This window comes from Ruegeria sp. YKSF131 (assembly GCF_059612645.1).
Map to the genome: position 1 here is coordinate 17071 of NZ_JBXWQZ010000022.1, position 13851 is coordinate 30921.

Below are 13851 nucleotides of genomic sequence, written 5' to 3' on the forward strand. Positions count from 1 at the left end.
ATGAATATAGAGTGGATCTGGGGGCTGTGCGGCGGTCTGGTGATCGGTCTGGCCGGGGCGGTTTACCTGCTGGGCAATGGCAGGATCATGGGCGCAAGCGGCATTCTGGGCGGCCTTGTCGATGGCAGCGCCAAGGGGAGCATGGCCGAAAAGCTGGCCTTTATTGCGGGGCTTGTCGGAATGCCCCTTCTTCTGCGCCCGTTGATCCTGCCCGAGGCTCAGACGCATCTTACCAGCAATCTGGGTGTTGTCATTCTGGCCGGGCTGCTGGTCGGTATCGGTACACGGATCGCCAATGGCTGTACCTCGGGGCACGGGGTGTGCGGGATCTCTCGGTTCTCGCTGCGCGGCATCGTGGCCACCGTTTTCTATATCCTTGCCGGGGGCGTGACCCTTGTGCTGCTGCGTCATGTGATGGGAGTGATCTGATGCGTCTTATCATTGCGTTGATCGCCGGATCACTGTTCGGTGCCGGGTTGCTGATTTCGGGCATGACGGACACCACAAAAGTTCAGGGCTGGCTGGATGTGTTTGGCAACTGGGATCCGACGCTGGCCTTTGTGATGGCCGGTGCCATTCTGCCGATGCTTGTGGCATGGCGGATGACTACAGGTCGCCAAAACGCCCTGACCGGCGGAGCCTTTCCACCCCCTGCCAAGCCCGAGGTTGATCGCAGGCTGATCGTGGGTTCGGTTCTGTTCGGGATGGGCTGGGGATTGGCCGGGCTGTGCCCCGGACCGGCAATGGCCTCGCTGAGCTATGGCGGGCTGGGCGGGCTGGTCTTTCTGGTTGCAATGGCGGCTGGGATGTTCGTGGCACCACCGCTGGGCGCGCAGCTGGACAGGGCGGCAAACGCGGCCTAAGGAATTGGCATGGAGATTCGTCAGATTACCCCCCGCTATGCTGTCTCGCCGCAGATCACGGTCGAGGATGTTCCGGCCATCGCCGAGGCTGGCTTTGCCAAGGTGATCTGCAACCGGCCCAATGCCGAAGTTCCCCCGGCCATGCAATCCGATGCGATCGGCGAAGCGGTGCGGGCCGCCGGTATGGAATATGAGGTGCTGGAGCTGACCCACCAGACGATGACACCTGAGAACGTGAAGCGGCAGCGCGACATGGCGGAAAACGGCAGAGGCCCTGTTCTGGCCTATTGTGCCTCGGGCACGCGGTGTTCGGTTGTCTGGGCCCTGGGCCAGTGCGACCACATGAGCACGGACGACATCCTGAGTGCGACTGGCAAAGCCGGGTATCAGCTGGACAATCTGCGCCCCATGCTGGACCAGATGCGCGACAATGGCGGCTAAGTGCCCCTTAACCTAGCTGGCGGACTCCGGGGGCGCCAGCCCCGCCAGCTGCGTGATTTCCGCGACCATCCGTTCTGAATCGTTCACGATCAGATCGCTATCTGTCAGATCTGACACCCCGGCCGGGACGGTCTGGGCGTGCGCATCATGCACAGCCGGTTCAACCGGGTGATCTTGCGGTGGTGTTCCACTTTTGCTGGCGATGAAGTCCTGCGCGTCAGAACCAGTCAGGGCTGGCAATGCAGCGGTTTCATTCAACCGCACGGCCCGGAGACCACCGCATTGCCCAAGGCGACCGATACCGGCGCGCGTTCGGTCGATCGTCAGAACCTCGGTCCGGTCCAGACGCGCCCCGCGCAACGGCAGAATGTCCCCGATCCGCATTCCGGATAGTTCGGACAGCGGCAGCGACATGCGGCACAGCGCGGCGGTCAGTTCCGCCCGCATCACGCCTGAACACTGATCCATACGCAGGTCAGCCTTTTCCCCGGTATCTTCTGCCACATCCGGGACGGCAGGATGTTCCGGCAGAAAGACCGAGATGCGACCCTGCTGCTCTCCGTTCGCCAGATCGACGGTCAGTTCGAAAATGCGGTACACCTCTTCCGTCATCGCCAGCGACAGGGTGCGCAAATCCTTGGCGCGCGAGGTAAATTCCAGCCCTTCAAGGCAAATCTGATCGCTTGAGGCGTCGAACAAAGCGGCGGAACCGGCCAACGCGGCTTCGATCAAGGGAGCCACGATGGCGGCGTCCGTATCCGTGAACGTGCGTGCGCCGGGGTCACCGGGCAGAACCTGACCAATGGTCTGGGCCTGAACAATGGCCGAGACCACATTCGGGTTCAGACAGGCCGCGGCGCGGCCTTCAGGGCCGTCAAACACCAGCAGCAGCCAATCCTGCCCCGCCGCGTCCCCCGGCACGTCCTGCGACTGGCTGGATTGTTTTGCCCCGATAACCGCCAGCGGCAGGTTCAGCCGGTCGCCCGCAGCCCGCGCGAACCCAAGGCGCAGCGCCCGCAGAACCGAACGCGGGCGATCCCCCAGATCCTTTTGTCCGACGGACAGTTTGCGCGCCAACGCGGCATTGACATCTTGTGACATGACGCCCGATCACCAATTGTTCCAGCACCTGGCAACCGGTTTACACCCGCGGGCGTTACCAAGTCCTTTATGGCCGCGTCACTGCGCCGCCTGCTGATAGGCCTGTGGCAGGCTGATCCGGAAGGCCGCGCCGCCCTGCCCCGGCAGATAGGTGATCTCTCCCCCCAGCCGCTGCATGATTTCGCGGCAGATGGCCAGACCAAGCCCCGCTCCGCCAGCCTTGTCGCCGCCCACGCGGGCAAATTTTTCAAACACCATCGAGCGCGCACCCGGTGGGATGCCGCTGCCATTGTCGATGAAGTCGACGATGACCCGCCCGCCGACATCATGGGCGGAAATGACCAGCACCGGATCGTCCGCGTCACAGTATTTCTGCGCGTTCGAGATCAGGTTGATGAACACCTGCCCCAACCGATCCAGATCCGTATGCAGAAAGATACGTTCGGCCGTGCGGGTCCGGCGGACGGTGATCTTTCGGTCCGCCCCGGCCAGAGCGCTGGGCACGGCGCGGTCCAGAACCGAGCGCAGGCTGTCATCACTGAGATTGAGGCTGACCTGCCCGTTTTCAAGCACGCTCAGATCCAGCAGATCATCGAGCAGCCGGGTCAGGCGCAGGGCTTCGTCATGAATGATCGCGGCATAGCGGGTCTGCTCCTGGCGGCTGAGGCCATCGGTGTCGCGCATGATTTCCGAAAACGCCCGGATCGAGGTCATCGGCGTGCGCAATTCATGACTGACCTGACTCAGAAAGCTGTCCTTCTGTTCGGAAATCTGGGTGAGCTTGGCGTTAGCCTCGCGCAGCTGGCGTGCGGTTCGGCTGAGTTCGGAGGACTTTTCCTCGAGCTGGCCGGAATATTCCAGCAACTGCGCGGATTCGTCGGCCACGGCCAGCAGATCCTCGACCGAGACCGACGATCCGCCCACGATCTGGCCGATCATCGCATGGGCCATGGCCGCGCCGACCGAGCCGCTGAGCTCGCGTTCCAGACGGTTGAGAAAGCCCGGCGTCGGTTCCGGCAGGTGCGAACGGCCACCCTGTTTTTGCGCCTCGGCCTGAAAGAATTCCTGTGTGGGGCCGGTGCCCAGAATGCGCTGCGTCATGATCATCAGGTCTTCGCTTTGCGCCACTGACCCGGACCAACCGCGCGGCGCGACCGAGTGATCGAAGACGTTGACGAACTGCGCCCCTTGCAACCGTTCCAACGGGCTGGGAAAGCTGAGCAGGGACGCGACGCAGAAGGCAAGCGTGTTCAGGGACAAGGACCACATCACCGTATGCACCATCGGATCGATCCCCTCGATCCCGAACAGGGCATGAGGGCGCAGCCAGCCGAGACCGAACAAGCCGTTTTGCAGCACGGTTTCGGGCATCCACGCCCCGCCCATTCCCGGCAGCAGCAGGGTGTAAATCCACAGCACAAAGCCGACGGTCAGCCCGATCAGCGCCCCGGTCCGGGTCGCCCTGCGCCAGAACAGCCCCCCGACCAACGCTGGCAGAATCTGCGAGATACCGGCAAAGGCGATCAACCCGATCGAGGCCAGCGCCGCACCGCCACCGGACAGCCGGTAGTAGAAAAAGCCCAGCGCAATGATGGCGGCAATGGAAACTCGGCGTGCCATAAGAACAATGTTGCGCACATCGCCCGATACCGAGCCGGTGCCTTCCTGCGTGTTCAGCCAGATGGGCATGACCACATGGTTCGACACCATTGTCGACAGGGCCATCGCACTGACGATGACCATCGAGGTTGCCGAGGAAAACCCGCCGATGAAGGACAGCATTGCCAGCCAGTCATTGCCTTGGGACAGCGGCACGGTCAGCACGAACAGGTCCGGGTTGGCACCCTGGGGCAGCAGGTCGAGACCGACTACGGCGATGGGCACGACAAACAGGCTCATGAACAGCAGGTAGAGCGGGAAGGCCCAGGCAGCGGTTCTGAGATGGCCTTCGTCATCGTTTTCCACCACCATCACCTGAAACATCCGGGGCAGGCAGATAAAGGCGGCGGCGGACAGAAAGATGAACGTCGTCCAACGCCCGGCATCGACGTTCCACTGGCCGATTTCCGAGGCGTCGATCCGGTCCATCATCGGGCCAATGCCGCCCGCGATCCCCCACACCACGAAAACGCCCACGGCGATCAGCGCAAACAGTTTGACAACGGCCTCGACCGCGATGGCCGTGACCACGCCATGGTGACGTTCGTTCACGTCCAGATTGCGGGTGCCGAACAGGATGGCAAACACGGCCAGACCAGCCGCGACCCAAAACACGCTGGACCCTTCGCGGTAGAGGCCTGACGGGTCAGCCTCGGCAAAGATCGAGAAGGACAGGGTAATCGACTGCAGTTGCAGTGCGATATAGGGCGTGCCGCCTAGCACCGCCAGAATGGTCACGCAGACCGCCAGCGTGTTCGACTTGCCATACCGGGACGACAGCAGGTCGGCGATCGAGGTGACCCGCTGGCTGCGCCCGACGCGCACCAGCTTGCGCAGCCCCCACCACCAGCCGACCATCACCAGCGTCGGACCGAGGTAGATGGTGACAAACTCCAGCCCCGACCGCGCGGCGTTGCCCACCGCGCCATAAAACGTCCAGGCAGTGCAATAGATCGACAGGGACAAAGTGTAGATCACGGGCGAACGCAACCATTTGCCACGCCCGGCCGCAGCCATGCGATCCGCGGCGAAGGCCACCGCGAACAGGAACACGACATAGCCAAGGCAAACCAGAATCAGAATATTTATGGTGGCCATCACTCAGCGCCCGTGTCCGATCCTTCACGCGCGGCCATGCGGCGGGCGGCCAGCCCAAAGACAAACCCGGCCAGGATCAGCGCGCCCCAGCAGAGGAATATGTAATACATCGCCGAGGACAAGGGCACCGCCGCATCCCCGCCAGACCGATCCGGCCACAATAACGGAAGCGCCAGTAGAGCCGCGCCCAGAAAGGGCAAAATCCGGGCGGCATCCGTCAACCTGTGACGACGATAGCTTTGACGTTCCAGAAAAAGCGAAGGGCGTGCGCCCGGTGGTTTGGTCTTGTTGCCCTCGCCGGACATCAAATGCGCGTCGCCTGCGCGTGAAGGTCACGCACGGCCGTCAGAACTTCGGCATTGGAAAACGGTTTGGTCATGAAGCGGCTGACGCCTGCGTTTTCGGCCATTTCCCGGTCGCGCGACTGACCCCGTGCGGTCAGCATCAGAACCGGCAAGCCTGCCAGTTCCTCCATTTTTCTGAGTTCCCGAAGGATATCCATACCGTTCTTGCCCGGCAGCATGACATCCAGAATGACCAGATCGGGCTGCGCCCCCTGGATCACCTGAACCGCATCCGTTCCATCGCCATGCGTTTCGACCTGCCATCCCTCGCGCGACAGCAGGAACCGGATAGCCTCGGCGATGTTCGGTTCGTCCTCAATCAGCAGAACCTTTCGGCTCATATGTTCAATTCCTCCCATAACCGGCCTTCCATCCCGGGACCGGTTCCCGCCAGATTAAGCGGTCTGTCATGAACGTGTCAAAAACCTTCGCTCAAAATCGACGGCTCGCGCCGGGCTTTGCAATCGCGGTTTGGGCAGACACGGCAATTCGGCCCGACCTGAGTGACCGGCACCCCGTCTGACGGGTCCCTGACCGGGCGCACCACCATGACCGAGCGATAGGCCGGATCCTGATCGTATCCCGACACTGCATGCGGCCAGGCATAGGCAACGCAGTCGAACAGGGCCGAGGACCTGCCGGTCAGGACGACCTGCTTGCGCACCGGCACCAGCGGACGGCTGAGGGCTGTGAACAGCGGCCAAAGTGGGCAGACATCGCCATGCCGGGGCAAGGTAAACCCCTGAATCGGTTTGAGAAACAGGATACTTCCGGACGCGTCGCACAGCACCATGCCAACCGGTTGTGACAGGATGCCATCCGGCAGAAAAGCCAGCCGCCTGAGGACGGTGGCAAAATCAACCGAGAACCGCTGCGCCAGTTCGATGGGGTTCGGATCACCCTGTTGAACAACCGCTTTGACGGCCTCCAGCGGCAGGGCCTGCGCGTCTGCGCGATAGATTCTGAGAACTTCGCGCGCGACGGTGCGCGCCGCCGAGGTATTGAGCCCGCTCAGGTCAACCGCGTCCACATCGCCACCGTCTTCCAGTTCGGAAATCGTGTAGCCGCGGGTTTCAAAGAAGGCTTCGACCTCTTCCAGGGGAACGGCACGTGGATCAACCGCCGAGTCGCTTTCGTCGAGGAAGGTCACCAGCGCCTTGGAACTGCCTGCCAGCCGTTCGGCATCCTGATGCAGGTTCTTGTGGAAACGCTCGCGCCATTCGGCCTCGATATCTTGCGTATCCGCAAGGATCGCGGCGGTCGAGCGTATCGCGGCGGCGGTTGACAGAACCTCGTGCATCGACGCGGCCAGTTGCGGGTCGTGCGTAAGGCGGTCGGACAGGGTTTCGACGTTCCGCTCCAAAGACACGACACGGCGATGCATCTGCGCCAGAACACCGGCCCAGCCGGGAAAACGACCGGCAAACTCCTCAAGCCCGTCAACCTCGGCCTGTTGCCCGACCGCTTCCTCGGCCGCTTCACGTAGGGCGGAAACCAGAGTTGCCTCGATCCCTTGTGTCAGGACCGAAGGTTCAACGCCCAGCGCCGCCGCAATATCGACCAGCAACTTGCCCCCGATCCTGCGGCGATTATGTTCGATCAGGTTCAGATAAGACGCCGATACGCCGGCCTGCCGCGCCAGTTCGGCCTGCCGCAGCCCGGCAATCTGGCGTCTTTCGCGAATGCGGCTGCCTGTCAACGTGTCGCGCATGTCTACTTTCCCTGAATTCAGATCTGGCGGAATTCACATTCGTTTTCAGATTATAACATCTGTTTCTGTAGGTTAATCATTTCTTTTCAACCGGCATTTACAACTTTCACAAACTGGCGCAGACCACAGCATCTGTTTCGGGCGTCAATCTGGCGCAAGACATCGCATCCCCCCTTCATTTCCGCGCGCTTTCCCGGCACCATACACGCATGAGCGACCCCGCCTTTGAATATGCGCCGATCGGGCTTGTTGAGCTGGAAAACCGGATCATCCGGCGCTGCAACCTGCAATTTGCCCGCACCTTTGGCGGAGAAGAAAACGACTATCGCAACATGCCACTGCTGCACCTTTACCCTTCGGTCGCTGATTGGGAGAGGATCGGTGAGCGCAGCCTGCAGGTGATGCGCGGCACCGGGTATTACACGGATGAGCGCGTCATGCGCCGCCGCAGCGGGGACCTGTTCTGGTGCCGCGCCCGGGGCCGGTCGCTGACGCCGGACGATCCGTTCCGCCACGGCATCTGGAGCTTTTCCGACATATCCGAGGAACGACCGCTGGTTGAACTGACCATCCGTGAACGCGAAGTGGCCATCCTGTCCTGCCGTGGCCTGTCGGCCAAGGAGATCGGAGCAGAGCTGGGACTGAGTTATCGCACAATCGAAGCTTACCGCGCCCGTTTGCTTGAAAAATTCGGCGCGCGAAAGCTGTCTGAACTGGTCGCCAAATTATCGGGGATGCCCCTGTGAGCTGTCCGACCCTTTAAATTACGCGTGAAACGCATGCCAGATGGTGCGAGTCGGCGCTTTTCATGCACCGCCGCTTAGCCTATAACCCTGCGTAATTTGATCAGAGCCCGCAAGAAACAGACGGGCCAAAGGGGAACCGTCGAGGATACTCATGACAGACACTAAACACGAAGCGGATGTGGCATTCATCAAGGCTCTGGCCGAGTTGCTGCGCGAAAACGATCTGACCGAGTTGCAGGTCAAACGCGAATATGGCGAAGAAGACAGTCTGAACGTGCGCGTCAGCCGTATGACACAGACCGTGGCCGCTCCGGTTCAGATGGCTGTTCCTGCAGCAGCGCCCGCCCCCGTAGCGGCACCGGCTGCGGCCCCCGCGGCGGCCCCTGCTGCCGCCGAAGATCCGGCCAGCCATCCGGGCGCTGTCACCTCGCCTATGGTGGGCACGGTCTATATGCAGCCGGAACCCGGAGCGCCCGCTTTCATTTCCGTCGGCGCGACAGTGTCCGAAGGCGACACGCTGCTGATCGTCGAAGCGATGAAGACCATGAACCACATCCACGCCCCCAAATCAGGCACCATCAAGCGCGTGCTGGTGGGCGATGGCGACGCTGTTGAGTTCGGCACCCCTCTGGTCATCATCGAGTAAGGCGGGCCCATGTTCGACAAGATCCTGATAGCCAACCGAGGCGAGATCGCCCTGCGCGTCATCCGCGCCGCACGCGAGATGGGGATAAAGACGGTTGCCGTCCACTCCACCGCCGACAGCGACGCGATGCATGTGCGCATGGCGGACGAATCGGTGTGCATCGGCCCCCCGCCCAGCCCGCAAAGCTATCTGTCGGTGCCCGCCATCATCTCGGCCTGTGAGATTACCGGCGCGCAGGCGATCCATCCCGGCTATGGCTTTTTGTCCGAAAACGCCGAGTTCGTGCAGATCGTCGAAGATCATGGCATCACGTTCATCGGTCCCACCGCGGAACATATCCGCGTCATGGGCGACAAGATCACCGCCAAGGACACAATGAAGGCGCTGGGTGTGCCTTGTGTTCCCGGCTCGGACGGTGGCGTTCCCACGCTGGCCGACGCCAAACGCATCGGTGAGGAATTCGGCTATCCCGTCATCATCAAAGCCACCGCTGGCGGCGGAGGGCGCGGCATGAAAGTCGCGATGAACGCGGACGAGATGGAAAGCGCCTTTATGACCGCACGCGCCGAAGGCAAGGCCGCCTTTGGCAATGACGAGGTCTATATCGAGAAATACCTGACCACGCCGCGCCATATCGAGATTCAGGTCTTTGGCGACGGCAAGGGCAATGCGGTGCATCTGGGCGAGCGCGATTGTTCGTTGCAGCGCCGTCACCAGAAGGTCTTTGAAGAGGCCCCCGGCCCCTGCATCACCGCCGAAGAGCGTGCCCGGATCGGCAAGATCTGCGCCGACGCGGTGGCCAAGATCAACTATATCGGCGCGGGCACCATCGAGTTCCTGTATGAAAAGGGCGAGTTCTATTTCATCGAGATGAACACCCGCCTGCAGGTGGAACACCCGGTGACCGAGGGCATCTTTGACGTCGATCTGGTGCGCGAACAAATTCTTGTTGCCGCAGGTGAGCCGATGTCATTCGGTCAGGACGATCTGAAGATCAACGGTCACGCCATCGAGGTCCGGATCAACGCAGAGAAGCTGCCGAAGTTTTCGCCCTGCCCGGGCAAGATCACGGCCTATCACGCGCCGGGCGGTCTGGGCGTGCGGATGGATTCGGCGCTTTATGACGGCTATTCGATCCCGCCTTATTACGACTCGCTGATTGCCAAGCTGATCGTGCACGGCCGCGACCGCAACGAAGCGCTGGCGCGCCTGAAGCGGGCTTTGGGAGAGCTGATCGTAGACGGCATCGACACCACCGTGCCCCTGTTCCACGCTCTGTTGCAGGAGCCCGATCTGCACAGCGGCGCGTACAACATCCACTGGCTGGAGCGCTGGCTTGCGGAGAACATGGAAAAATAAGGTCCAGGTACCAGAGGGCCCGCGCCCTCTGGTCGCCCTATCACCGGCATGAGCCTGACCCCCGAACTGCTGTTGCACGGGTATTCCATCGGTATTTTCCCGATGGCCGAACACCGCGACGATCCTGAACTGTTCTGGGTTGACCCCAAGTTTCGCGGGATATTTCCGCTGGACGGGTTCCACATCTCGCGCAGTCTGGCCCGCCGCATCCGGAACTGCGGGTTCGGGATTTCAATCAACCGGGATTTTTCCGGCGTCGTCGACGGGTGCGCTGACCGGTCCGACACCTGGATCAACGCGGAACTGCACGCCCTTTATCGCCAGCTGCATCAATCAGGCCATGCGCATTCACTGGAAGTCTGGGACGGAGCGGCGCTGGTGGGCGGCGTATATGGCGTGACGCTGGGGGCCGCGTTCTTTGGCGAAAGCATGTTTTCGCGTCGCACGGATGCCTCGAAAATCGCGCTCGCCTATCTTGTGGACCGGCTGCGGCAAACCGGCTTTCACCTGTTTGACACGCAGTTCCTGACCGCGCATCTGGCGTCCCTTGGGGCGATCGAAATCCCGCGTGGTGCTTACAAGAAAGAACTGGAAGAAGCCCTGAACCAGAGCGCCGACTTTGCCGCGCCGATCACTCAGTCCGCAGAAGGCGTGATACAGCGGATGACCCAAACGTCATACCGCGCGTGATCCAGCGCATTCAGCGCCGGAGAGGTCGCGATCATCCAGCCGTCAAACAGCTGATCCGCCTTGCCCGTTTCCCAAATGGTCAGATAGGCGAAGGCATCGCCTGTCGGGTTGTCCACCGGATACCGGCAATCCCCCAGCGCCACATCCAGCCCGAACACAGGTTCGGTCTGACCTGTCTGCAATTCGATATCAACCGTCTGGCCACTAACTTTGTCGAGCCCCCGCAGCATGGCGCCGGGGCCAGAGTTGACTTTCTGCTGCGCGGCGGCACCGGTTCCAGCCAGCAACAGGGCAATCAGGGCGGCGCGCATCATTCGCCGCCATCTCCAGCCACGAACTTGACCAGCAGCGAGATCAGGCTGACCGCACCCTGGGTATCCTGAATCTCATCTCCGGGTTCAAAAAAGAAGGGCGAACCGCCAGGCATAACTTCGACAAAGTTTCCACCCAGCAGCCCTTCGGACGAGATCACGATGGCGCTGTCATCGGGCACAAGAACGCCTTCCGCAACAGAGAAAGTCGTGTCAGCACGATAAGTATCCGGGTTCAGCTTGACCCCGGTAACAGTGCCGATTTTCACACCAGCAAGACGGACATCGGTGCCGACGCCCACCCCTTCCAGCGACCGGAACGAGGCGCCCAACTCATAGCCCGCAGCAGCTTGCGACAGGCCGGTCGATTGGCTGGCATAGACGCCAAACGCGATGGCACCGGCCAATACGACGCCTCCGACAAGAACTTCGGTCCAGTTATGGGTCGACATCTTCGCCTCGTTTATTCCGGGCTCCAGGCCTCGTAATCCCTGCGCTCAACCGGCTTGGCCCGCCGCAGCGACCCGGCAGGCGCATAGGCCAGTGCCGTGCCTGTCAGGTTCTCCTGATGCGGTTTTTCCCAGGCTTTGTGCGGCAGCGGCTTGTCGGTCGGGGGTTCATCCCAGGTGCGATGCATCCAGCCGTGCCATTCCGGGTCAATCCGGCTGGCTTCGGCCTCGCCATTGAAAATCACCCAGCGCCTGCTGTCGTCGGCGGTGCGATAAAACACATTGCCTTCATTGTCTTCGCCCACTTTCACACCCTTGCGCGCCGTATAAAGCTGCGTGTTCAGTGTTGACCCGTTCCACCAGGTCACGGCTCGTAAAAGACTGTTCAGGATTCCCATCGGCTGCCTCCGGCATTTCGGTCGAGAGAAGGTATGGACCAAAGGCTCGCCAAGGTCCAGTGCCCCTTGGGCTTCCAGTGTTACTCCGGCAGGAAGGCGGTCACTTCGATCTCGATCCGGTACTTCGGATCAATCAAACCGCATTCGATCATCGTCACGGCCGGTGGATTGGCGCCAAACGTCTCGGCCAGAACCGGCCAGCACGGCGCGAACTCATTGCGATCCGGCAACATGTAGGTGACCCGAACCACATCTTCGAAACCCGCGCCTGCCTCAGCCAGCGCCTTATCTATGACATCCAGCGCAGACCGGCATTGCGCCACCACGTCGTCGCCCTGCCCGACGGTCCCGGCGACATGAACCCAGCCACCCGCAACCACCGCGCGGCAATAGCCGACTTTCGCCTCAAACTCACCGCCCGAAGAAATGCGTTTCACAGTCATAACCTGTCACCTTTGTCGTTCGAAAACTTGCTTAAGCTCCCGCCGCCTGACCGCGCATGCCTTCGCGTGCGAGCGACGGATCCCCAGCTTCATCTGGCTATAAATATCCCGGGGGAGATGCCCGAAGGGCGGCGGGGGCAGAGCCCCCTGAACCGGTTCAACTGAAGTCCCACCGTCGCGGCAAAAAGCCCGGCCTCAACCCGCCGAGGCCGATTCCTTGGCCGCATCGGCATAGATGAACAGCGGCTGCGCGTCGGACATCACCGCCTCTTCGTTCACCACAACCTCGCTGACATTTTTCATGCCCGGCAGTTCGAACATGGTGTCCAGCAGGATATCCTCGAGAATAGATCGCAGGCCGCGTGCACCGGTCTTGCGCTCGATGGCCTTCTTGGCAATTGCCTTCAGCGCGTCATCGGTGAAGCCCAACTCAACATCTTCCAGCTCAAACAGGCGCTGGTATTGCTTGACCAAGGCGTTCTTTGGCTTGGTCAGGATGGTGACCAGCGCTTCTTCGTCCAGATCCTCAAGCGTTGCCAGAACCGGCAGACGGCCCACGAATTCGGGGATCAGGCCGAATTTCAGCAGATCTTCGGGTTCCAGATCCTTGAAGATCTCACCCACGCCGCGCTCGTCATTGTCACGCACATCGGCACCAAAGCCCATGGCCGAGCCCTTGCCGCGTTGTGCAATGATCCTGTCCAGACCCGCAAAAGCACCGCCACAGATGAACAGGATATTCGTGGTGTCCACCTGCAGGAACTCCTGCTGCGGGTGTTTGCGGCCGCCCTGCGGCGGAACGCTGGCCACGGTGCCTTCCATCAGTTTCAGCAGAGCCTGCTGCACGCCCTCACCGGACACGTCGCGCGTGATCGACGGATTCTCGGATTTGCGGGTGATCTTGTCGACTTCGTCGATATAGACGATGCCGCGCTGCGCGCGTTCGACATTGTATTCGCTGGCCTGCAACAGCTTGAGAATGATGTTTTCAACATCCTCGCCCACGTAACCGGCTTCGGTCAGCGTGGTGGCATCGGCCATGGTAAAGGGAACATCCAGTATCCGGGCCAGTGTCTGCGCAAGCAGCGTCTTGCCACAGCCGGTGGGGCCGATCAGCAGAATATTGGATTTCGCCAGTTCGATATCATTGCCCGCCTTCTGGGCGTGGTTCAGACGTTTGTAGTGGTTGTGGACCGCAACCGACAGGACGCGTTTTGCGGTGGACTGGCCGATCACGTAATCGTCCAGCACCTCACAGATATCCTTGGGCGTCGGAACGCCGTCCGAAGACTTCAGCCCGCTGGCTTTGGTCTCTTCGCGGATGATGTCCATGCAAAGTTCGACACATTCATCACAGATGAAAACGGTCGGGCCTGCGATCAGCTTACGCACCTCATGCTGGCTTTTGCCGCAGAAGCTGCAGTAGAGCGTGTTTTTCCCGTCACCGCCTGAATTCGTCGCCATGATCTACCTTTCGGGCCTCATCCCAGCACCCCCGGCGGGGATGCGTTTTCGCCTGTTCGTGCAGCTTAGGCCAGCGTTTTGGCCGCTACAATCTCAAAATGGTTCCTGCGCCGGTGACGCAGGCTCCG

At 61.3% G+C, this 13851-nt stretch carries 17 protein-coding genes; 7 read left to right on the forward strand and 10 right to left on the reverse strand.

Annotated features, from left to right (window positions below; translation table 11 throughout):
- Genes AC2FLZ_RS09975 through AC2FLZ_RS09985 form a run of 3 tightly spaced genes read left to right on the forward strand, consistent with a single transcriptional unit; the run spans nucleotide 1 to nucleotide 1304 of the window.
- Nucleotides 1-429: a YeeE/YedE family protein gene (locus AC2FLZ_RS09975; protein ID WP_480495067.1), complete on the forward strand. Its 429-nt coding sequence runs from the start codon at nucleotides 1-3 to the stop codon at nucleotides 427-429.
- Nucleotides 429-863 carry a DUF6691 family protein gene (locus tag AC2FLZ_RS09980; protein WP_480518974.1) on the forward strand — a complete coding sequence of 145 codons (435 nt, stop codon included), beginning with the start codon at nucleotides 429-431 and terminating at the stop codon, nucleotides 861-863. Before AC2FLZ_RS09975 ends, AC2FLZ_RS09980 begins: the two co-directional genes overlap by 1 nt.
- 9 nt (nucleotides 864-872) lie before the next feature.
- Nucleotides 873-1304, forward strand: a complete 432-nt coding sequence (locus AC2FLZ_RS09985; RefSeq protein ID WP_496882142.1) for a protein tyrosine phosphatase family protein — start codon at nucleotides 873-875, stop codon at nucleotides 1302-1304.
- Nucleotides 1305-1316: 12 nt separating this feature from the next.
- Here AC2FLZ_RS09985 and AC2FLZ_RS09990 read toward each other — a convergent pair whose 3' ends face one another.
- The 5 genes from AC2FLZ_RS09990 to AC2FLZ_RS10010 all read right to left on the reverse strand — a co-directional run bounded on the left by AC2FLZ_RS09990 (nucleotide 1317) and on the right by AC2FLZ_RS10010 (nucleotide 7217).
- On the reverse strand, nucleotides 1317-2405 hold the full coding sequence (locus AC2FLZ_RS09990) for a flagellar motor switch protein FliM (protein ID WP_496882143.1): 1089 nt from the start codon (nucleotides 2403-2405) through the stop codon (nucleotides 1317-1319).
- 78 nt (nucleotides 2406-2483) lie between these two features.
- The gene (locus AC2FLZ_RS09995; protein WP_480624019.1) at nucleotides 2484-5162 is read right to left on the reverse strand and encodes an ATP-binding protein; all 2679 of its coding nucleotides are present in this window, start codon (nucleotides 5160-5162) and stop codon (nucleotides 2484-2486) included.
- Nucleotides 5162-5467 carry a hypothetical protein gene (locus tag AC2FLZ_RS10000; protein ID WP_480518966.1) on the reverse strand — a complete coding sequence of 102 codons (306 nt, stop codon included), beginning with the start codon at nucleotides 5465-5467 and terminating at the stop codon, nucleotides 5162-5164. Before AC2FLZ_RS10000 ends, AC2FLZ_RS09995 begins: the two co-directional genes overlap by 1 nt.
- Nucleotides 5467-5847, reverse strand: coding sequence for a response regulator transcription factor (locus tag AC2FLZ_RS10005; RefSeq protein WP_480473617.1), 381 nt, complete (start codon nucleotides 5845-5847; stop codon nucleotides 5467-5469). The genes AC2FLZ_RS10000 and AC2FLZ_RS10005 overlap by 1 nt, the downstream gene beginning before the upstream one ends.
- Nucleotides 5848-5924: 77 nt before the next feature.
- A complete protein-coding gene (locus tag AC2FLZ_RS10010) occupies nucleotides 5925-7217 on the reverse strand; it encodes a helix-turn-helix domain-containing protein (RefSeq protein ID WP_496822128.1) in 1293 nt (430 codons plus the stop codon).
- 209 nt (nucleotides 7218-7426) lie between these two features.
- Here AC2FLZ_RS10010 and AC2FLZ_RS10015 point away from each other — a divergent pair, with 209 nt between their 5' ends.
- The 4 genes from AC2FLZ_RS10015 to aat all read left to right on the forward strand — a co-directional run bounded on the left by AC2FLZ_RS10015 (nucleotide 7427) and on the right by aat (nucleotide 10658).
- Entirely contained in the window at nucleotides 7427-7963 is a 537-nt protein-coding gene (locus AC2FLZ_RS10015) for a LuxR C-terminal-related transcriptional regulator (RefSeq protein WP_209505755.1), read from the forward strand.
- A 151-nt stretch (nucleotides 7964-8114) separates the two neighbouring features.
- Entirely contained in the window at nucleotides 8115-8609 is a 495-nt protein-coding gene (gene accB / locus AC2FLZ_RS10020) for an acetyl-CoA carboxylase biotin carboxyl carrier protein (RefSeq protein WP_480473619.1), read from the forward strand.
- 9 nt (nucleotides 8610-8618) lie between these two features.
- Nucleotides 8619-9968 (forward strand): acetyl-CoA carboxylase biotin carboxylase subunit, encoded by a 1350-nt coding sequence (gene accC, locus AC2FLZ_RS10025; RefSeq protein ID WP_480495078.1) that lies wholly within the window; start codon nucleotides 8619-8621, stop codon nucleotides 9966-9968.
- 48 nt (nucleotides 9969-10016) lie between these two features.
- A complete protein-coding gene (aat, locus tag AC2FLZ_RS10030) occupies nucleotides 10017-10658 on the forward strand; it encodes a leucyl/phenylalanyl-tRNA--protein transferase (RefSeq protein WP_480518959.1) in 642 nt (213 codons plus the stop codon).
- Here the strand turns inward: aat and AC2FLZ_RS10035 are convergent.
- From AC2FLZ_RS10035 to clpX, 5 genes are all read right to left on the reverse strand, one after another.
- Entirely contained in the window at nucleotides 10604-10972 is a 369-nt protein-coding gene (locus AC2FLZ_RS10035) for a DUF2155 domain-containing protein (RefSeq protein WP_480518957.1), read from the reverse strand. The genes aat and AC2FLZ_RS10035 overlap by 55 nt on opposite strands.
- Nucleotides 10969-11421, reverse strand: coding sequence for an outer membrane lipid asymmetry maintenance protein MlaD (mlaD, locus tag AC2FLZ_RS10040; RefSeq protein ID WP_480484512.1), 453 nt, complete (start codon nucleotides 11419-11421; stop codon nucleotides 10969-10971). Before mlaD ends, AC2FLZ_RS10035 begins: the two co-directional genes overlap by 4 nt.
- An 11-nt stretch (nucleotides 11422-11432) precedes the next feature.
- Entirely contained in the window at nucleotides 11433-11816 is a 384-nt protein-coding gene (locus AC2FLZ_RS10045) for an NADH:ubiquinone oxidoreductase subunit NDUFA12 (RefSeq protein ID WP_496715358.1), read from the reverse strand.
- An 80-nt stretch (nucleotides 11817-11896) separates the two neighbouring features.
- Nucleotides 11897-12259 carry a RidA family protein gene (locus AC2FLZ_RS10050; RefSeq protein WP_496882144.1) on the reverse strand — a complete coding sequence of 121 codons (363 nt, stop codon included), beginning with the start codon at nucleotides 12257-12259 and terminating at the stop codon, nucleotides 11897-11899.
- Between the two features lie 195 nt (nucleotides 12260-12454).
- Nucleotides 12455-13723 carry an ATP-dependent Clp protease ATP-binding subunit ClpX gene (clpX, locus tag AC2FLZ_RS10055; RefSeq protein ID WP_480473623.1) on the reverse strand — a complete coding sequence of 423 codons (1269 nt, stop codon included), beginning with the start codon at nucleotides 13721-13723 and terminating at the stop codon, nucleotides 12455-12457.
- Nucleotides 13724-13851 lie beyond the last annotated feature (128 nt).